The 7,173-nt window shown below is 65.4% G+C and carries 2 protein-coding genes; both read left to right on the top strand.

Going from position 1 to position 7,173, the window contains the following annotated elements; genetic code table 11:
• The coding region (locus JWP60_RS17625) for an ISNCY family transposase (RefSeq protein ID WP_299794265.1) at positions 1-1,211 on the top strand (1,211 nt) is incomplete at its 5' end.
• 1,019 nt (positions 1,212-2,230) lie between these two features.
• Positions 2,231-7,168 (top strand): HAMP domain-containing protein, encoded by a 4,938-nt coding sequence (locus JWP60_RS17620; protein WP_299794263.1) that lies wholly within the window; start codon positions 2,231-2,233, stop codon positions 7,166-7,168.
• The last annotated feature ends 5 nt before the right edge of the window (positions 7,169-7,173 follow it).

The raw sequence follows: 7,173 nt of genomic DNA, 5'->3' as shown, positions 1-7,173 counted from the left end.
TTTTCGTAGCAGACGATTTGTCCGGTTTCGGCCGGAGGGATCGCATGCATGCGGAGGTACGGATGGCGCGGATCGTGGAGGCGATCGGGCGTTACAGGGCGGGGGCGGTAAGCTGCGTGGAGGCGGCGGAGCTGCTGGGGATAAGCGAGCGACATTTCCGTCGCTTGCGGGACCGCTACGAGGAGGACGGGCCTGGAGGGGTCATCGATCGGCGCAGGGGCCGTGTGTCGATTCGCAAGGCGCCGCAGGACCGGACGGATTGGCTGATCGAGACCTATGTGATGCGGTACTTCGACTTCACGGTGAAGCACTTTCACGAGGAGATATCGAAGCGGGGTTTCGAGTACGGCTACACCTGGACCAAGGCGGTGTTGCAGCGGGCGGGCCTGGTGAAGAAGGCCCTGGGGCGCTCTGCACATCGCAAGAAGCGGCCGCGGCGGCCATTGCCGGGGATGATGCTGTTCCAGGACGGCTCGACGCACGAGTGGCTGGTCGGGCAGCCGTCGCTAGACCTGATCGTGACGATGGATGACGCCACCAGCGAGGTCTACTCGATGTTCCTGGTCGAGCAGGAAGGGACGGCCTCGACGTTCCGCGGCCTGGCCGAGACGATCGGCAAGAAGGGCCTGTTCTCGACCTTCTACACCGATCGCGGGAGCCACTACTTCCTGACGCCCAAGGCCGGGGAGAAGGTCTCCAAGGACTCCCTGACCCAGGTGGGCCGCGCTCTGTCCGAGCTGGGCATAGAGCACATTCCCTCCTACAGCCCCGAGGCGCGGGGCCGGATGGAGCGGCTCTGGGGGACCTTGCAGGGGCGGCTGCCGCAGGTCCTGCGGCTCGAGGAGACCCGCACGATCGAGGCGGCCAACCGCTTTCTGGCCGAGACATACATGGCCGACCACAACGCCAGGTTCGCCGTGGCGGCCGCCGAGGAAGGCACGGCCTTCGTGCCCTTCGTCGGCGACCTGGCCGGCATGCTGTGCTCGAAGCACGCGCGGACGGTGAGCAACGACAACTGCGTGCGCTTCCACTCTCTCAATCTGCAAATTCCCGAACAACGCCACCGGCGCCACTACGTGCGCGCCGCCGTCGAGGTGCGACAGTACGCCGACGGCGACTTGGCGATCTTCCACGGGCCACGCCGGCTGGCCGACTACACCGCCGACGGGGCCCTGATCACCGAGGAGGCATCACGACAATCAGCCGCCTAGGTCCGCTCGGCGGCCGCCTGTGGATTTGTGGACGACGCTACGCCTCGCCCACAACCCCACAGGCACAGCTACTACAAGCAGCGGACATTTGATGAGCTACGAAAAGCGGACATCTTCACGTGCTCTCGACACGGTAGCCGGGTTGCAATTGACAAAATGCAAATATCGTGTTAATCTACCGCCGCTTGACGACGTTGAGCGCCGTTCCCCCCATGCCCGATGCTTCCGCCCCGGCCGACCTGCCGCCATCACCGCATCAACGGTGATCAACGGTGAATTTCGACCTGGACCGCACCCCTTGGGTGAGACAGCTAAACAAGGGACAGGGGCTGGCCTGTGGGCTGCGGGAGCGTGCTTGGAGGACTTTGACAAGCGATTTCAGCGCGGCGAACCCCAAGAAGGACGCTTCCGGCAGCCCCAAACGCCGGGCAAATCGTTCCGTTTACCAGCCACGCGCCTGCCAAATGCCGCCAAAACCTGCCGGCTGAATCAGCTCCGGCGCCCTGGCATCCGTCGCGCCCTACCCCAACAAAGCGAGGGGCCGCCCCATCGCTGGGACGGCCCCTCCATCGTCGTGACCGCGGCGTTTTCGCTGATGAAGCGAGAAGCCGAGACCTTGTCCTTTGAGCGTCAAGACGCCGTCAGGCGCGAGCCTCCGTCATCAGGCTCCAGGTCGCTTGCGACCGCGGTTGGAGACAATGAGACACTGGATCACCTCCTTTCAGCTGTTGAGTCAGGAATCGCATTATAAGTCCCGTCCCGACTATTGACAATGCCATTGTCTTTTCAGAGCTTTCCGGCTGCGGAGGGGGAGCCGGCGGAATTCCGGCGGAACCCTACCGGGCGCCGCGCGTTGGCGACGCTAGGGGCGAAAACCGTCGGGGCGACATGCGACTGGACACGTGCGCTTTTCAGCGGAAACTCCGAGGTCCGGGTTTCGGTTCCCGGGCCGCGCTTGAACAACCGCGTCCGAAGCGGCAAACCGCAACTGGCGTTCCTCTTTTACAAGCGGTGCTTTCATGACTTCTTCCGAAGCGGCCACGCTTGCTGATCTCGCCGATTCGGATGTCGGCCGTTCCTTCGGGGGCGAGCGTGAGCCGGAGCCGGATGGGCCGCCGCTCGGCCGGGTCCTGGATCTCAATCAGTTGCTGGAAGCGCTGCAGGCCATGCGCCAGGGCGACTTTTCCGTGCGCCTGCCCAGCCACGAGAGCGGCCTCGCCGGACGGATCGCCGACACCTTCAACGATATCGTCGCCGCCAACGAGCGCATGGCCCAGCAACTCGAGCGGGTGGGCGAGGTGGTCGGCCGCGAGGGGAAGACCAAGACCCGGGTGCGCATAGGTCTCGCCAATGGGGCCTGGGGCGACATGGAGGAGTCGGTCAATACCCTGATCGACGACCTGGTGTGGCCCACCACCCAGGTGACCCGCACCATCTCCGCGGTCGCCAAGGGCGACCTCCTGCAGACCATGCCGCTGGATGTCGACGGGCGACCGCTCAAGGGCGAGTTCCTGCGCTCCGCGACCATCGTCAACACGATGATCAAGCAGCTGTCGGTGTTCACCTCCGAGGTGACGCGGGTGGCGCGCGAGGTGGGCACCGACGGCAAACTGGGTGGCCAGGCCCAGGTGGTCGAGGTGACCGGGGTGTGTAAGGTCCTCACCGAGTCGGTGAACTCGATGGCCTCGAACCTCACCGCCCAGGTGCGCAACATCGCCGAGGTGACCATCGCCGTCGCCAACGGCGACCTCTCCAAGAAGATCACCGTGGACGTCCGCGGTGAAATCCTGGAGCTGAAGGAAACCATCAACACCATGGTGGACCAGCTGAACGCCTTCGCGGCCGAAGTGTCGCGCGTGGCGCGCGAGGTGGGCACCGAAGGCAAGCTCGGTGGCCAGGCGCAGGTGCCGGGTGTCGCGGGCACGTGGAAGGACTTGACGGACAACGTCAACTCCATGGCCAACAACCTCACCGGCCAGGTGCGCAACATCGCCGACGTGGCCACGGCCATCGCCCGCGGCGACCTGGGCCGCAAGATCACGGTGGACGTGAAGGGCGAGATCCTGCAGCTGAAGGAAACCATCAACACGATGGTGGACCAGCTCTCGGCCTTCGCCTCGGAAGTGACGCGGGTGGCGCGCGAGGTGGGCTCCGAAGGCAAGCTCGGTGGCCAGGCCATGGTGCCCGGTGTCGCCGGCACGTGGAAGGACCTGACCGACAACGTCAACTCGATGGCCTCGAACCTCACCAACCAGGTTCGCAACATCGCCGAAGTGACGATCGCCGTGGCCAACGGCGACCTCTCCAAGAAGATCACCGTCGACGTCCGCGGCGAAATTCTCCAGTTGAAGGAAACCATCAACACGATGGTGGAGCAGCTGCGCAGCTTCGCTTCCGAAGTGACGCGCGTGGCGCGTGAAGTGGGGACCGAAGGGCGCCTCGGCGTGCAGGCCGTGGTGCCTGGCGTGGCCGGTACCTGGAAGGACCTGACCGACTCGGTCAACACGATGGGCGCCAACCTCACCTCGCAGGTGCGCAACATCGCGGAAGTGACGACGGCCGTGGCGCGCGGCGACCTGAACCGCAAGATCACGGTGGACGTGAAGGGCGAGATCCTGGAGCTGAAGAACACCATCAACACGATGGTCGACCAGCTGAACTCCTTCGCCGGCGAAGTCACGCGCGTGGCCCGCGAAGTGGGCACCGAGGGCAAGCTCGGGGGCCAGGCGCAGGTGGGCGGCGTCGGCGGGACCTGGAAGGACCTGACCGACAACGTCAACTTCATGGCCTCCAACCTCACGGAGCAGGTGCGCGGCATCGTGAAGGTGGTGACCGCGGTGGCCAACGGCAACCTGAGCCAGCGTCTCACGGTGCAGGCCAAGGGCGAGGTGGCGGCGCTGGCCGACACCATCAACAACATGACGGACACGCTGGCCACCTTTGCCGACCAGGTGACGAACGTTGCGCGTGAGGTGGGCGTGGACGGACGCCTGGGCGGCCAGGCCAACGTGCCGGGCGCCGCGGGCACCTGGAAGGACCTGACCGGCAACGTGAACCTGCTGGCCGCCAACCTCACGACCCAGGTGCGCGCCATTGCCGAAGTGGCGACGGCCGTGACCAAGGGCGACCTGACGCGTTCGATCCAGGTGGATGCCAAGGGCGAAGTGTCCGAGCTCAAGGACAACATCAACACCATGATCTCCAACCTGCGGGAGACCACGGAATCGAACCGCGAGCAGGACTGGCTGAAGACCAACCTTGCGCGCTTCACCGGCATGCTGCAAGGTCAGCGCGACCTGAACACGGTGGGCAAGATGCTGCTGTCGGAGCTTGCGCCGCTGATCAACGCGCACCAGGGGAGCATCTACCACAGCAACATCGCCGACGACTCCGACGGCGAGCTGGTGGTGCTGGCCACCTATGCGCAATCCGGCAGCGTGCCGCTGTCCGAGAAGATCTGCCTGGGCGAGGGGCTGGTGGGCGAATGCGCGCTGCAGAACCGGCGCATCCTGCTGACCGACGTGCCGGCCGAATACGTGAGGATCTCCTCCAGCCTGGGCGAGGCGGCCAAGCTCAGTGTCGTCGTCCTGCCGGTGCTGTACGAGCAGCAGACCAAGGCGGTGATCGAGCTCGCCTCGCTGCAGCCCTTCACGGCGGTGAACCTCAACTTCCTCGACCAGCTCGCCCTGGGCATAGGCGCCGTGTTCAACACGATCGAGGCGACCATGCGGACCGAGGGCCTGCTCAAGCAGTCGCAACAGCTGACCGTGGAACTGCAGGCCCGCCAGACCGAACTGCAGCAGACCAACGAGGAACTGCAGAACAAGGCACGGCTGCTGGCCGAACAGAACGCCGAGGTGGAGCGCAAGAACACCGAGGTGGAACAGGCCCGCCGCGCGCTGGAAGAGAAGGCCTCGGAACTGGCGCTCACCTCCAAGTACAAGTCCGAGTTCCTGGCCAACATGTCGCACGAGCTGCGCACGCCGCTCAACTCGATCCTGATCCTGTCGCAGCAGTTGGCCGAGAACAGCGCCGGCAACCTGAGCGGCAAGCAGGTGGAGTTCTCGCGCAACATCAACTCCTCGGGCTCCGACCTGCTGAACCTGATCAACGACATCCTGGACCTGTCCAAGATCGAGTCCGGCACGGTGACGGTGGACATCGAGGAAATCCCCTTCATGGGCCTGCGCGAAAGCCTGGACCGCAACTTCCGGCACGTCGCCGAGCAGAAGAACCTGCCGTTCCGGCTGGAGTTCGCGGACGACCTGCCGCGCACGATGGACAGCGATGCCAAGCGCCTGCAGCAGATCTTGAAGAACCTGTTGTCCAATGCCGTGAAGTTCACCTCGCACGGCCACGTGCAGGTGCGCGTGGGCCTGGCGCAAGGCGGCTGGAGCAACGACCACCCGGTCCTGAGCCAGGCGCCGAACGTGGTCGCCTTCACGGTGGAAGACACCGGCATCGGCGTGCCGCCGGAAAAGCAGCGCCTGATCTTCGAAGCCTTCCAGCAGGCGGACGCCGGCACCTCGCGCAAGTACGGCGGCACCGGCCTGGGCCTGGCGATCTCGCGCGAACTGGCGATCCTGCTGGGTGGCGAAATCAGGCTGACCAGCATTCCGGGCCAGGGCAGCACCTTTACGCTCTACCTGCCGCTGCACTACTCGGGCCCGGACGCGGCCACGGTCTCGGCGTGCAAGTCCAAGGCACCGGAGACCACCATCATCACGCTGCCGGTGGCGCGCGAGGAGCACATCCCCGACGATCGCGAAACCATCGTGCCCGGCGACCCGGTGCTGCTGGTGATCGAGGACGACCCGCACTACGCCCGCATCCTGCTGGGACTGGCGCGCGACAAGGGCTTCAAGGGCTTGGTGGCCAACAAGGGCGCGATCGGCCTGTCGCTGGCGCGCCAGTACCGGCCCTCGGCGATCTCGCTGGACATCTTCCTGCCCGACATGCTGGGATGGACCGTGCTGAACCAGCTGAAGCTGGACCCGGCGCTGCGGCACATCCCCGTGCAGATCGTGACGATGGAAGAAGAGCGCCAGCACGGCCTCTCGCACGGCGCCTTCAACTACCTGCTGAAGGAGCCGACCACCGCCGGCCTGGAAGCCGCCTTCGACCGCCTGAAGGAATTCACCCTGCCGCGCACCAAGCGCCTGCTGGTGGTGGAGGACAACGAGGTCGAGCGCGACGCCGTGGTCGAACTCCTGGGCTACGACGACATCGACATTGCCACCGCCGGCAGCGGCGACGCGGCGCTCACCGCGATGCGCAAGCAGCCCTTCGACTGCGTGGTGCTGGACCTGCGGCTGCCGGACATGAGCGGCTTCGATCTGCTCGAGCACATGCGCAGCGAGCAGCAACTCTCGGGCGTGCCGGTGGTGGTGTTCACCGGCAAGGACCTGAGCCAGGCCGAACAGGACCGCCTGAACAGCATGGCCAAGAGCATCGTGCTCAAGGACGTGCAGTCGCCCGAGCGCCTGCTCGACGAGACGGCGCTGTTCCTGCACCGCGTGGTGACGCAACTGCCTTCCGAGAAGCAGGCGATGCTGGAGCGGCTGCACAACTCCTCGGAGGTGCTGCATGGCCGCAAGGTGCTGGTGGTCGACGACGACGCCCGCAACATCTTCGCCCTGACCTCGGTGCTGGAGAACCACGACGTGCAGGTGATCAGCGCCACCAACGGCCGGCAGGCGATCGAGCTGATCAAGAGCACGCCCGAGCTCGAGATGGTGCTGATGGACATCATGATGCCGGAGATGGACGGCTACGAAACCATGCGCGAGATCCGCAAGGAGCCCGCCTTCCGCACCTTGCCGATCCTGGCCCTGACCGCCAAGGCGATGAAGGGCGACCGTGAGAAGTGCCTCGAAGCGGGCGCCAGCGATTACATTTCCAAGCCGGTCAACACCGACCAGCTGCTGTCGCTGATGCGGGTCTGGCTGTTCCGGTGAAAACG

The sequence above is a fragment of the Ramlibacter sp. genome, from assembly GCF_028291745.1.
In the GTDB taxonomy this organism is placed as follows: domain Bacteria; phylum Pseudomonadota; class Gammaproteobacteria; order Burkholderiales; family Burkholderiaceae_C; genus Ramlibacter.
The sequence above is the reverse complement of the archived record's forward strand: the minus strand, read 5'-3'. Positions and strand labels throughout refer to the sequence as shown.

What these genes read in the sequence shown, in the direction of transcription:
- JWP60_RS17620 (WP_299794263.1), top strand. Translation starts at nt 2,231, where the DNA reads ATGACTTCTTCCGAAGCGGCCACGCTTGCTGATCTCGCCGATTCGGAT.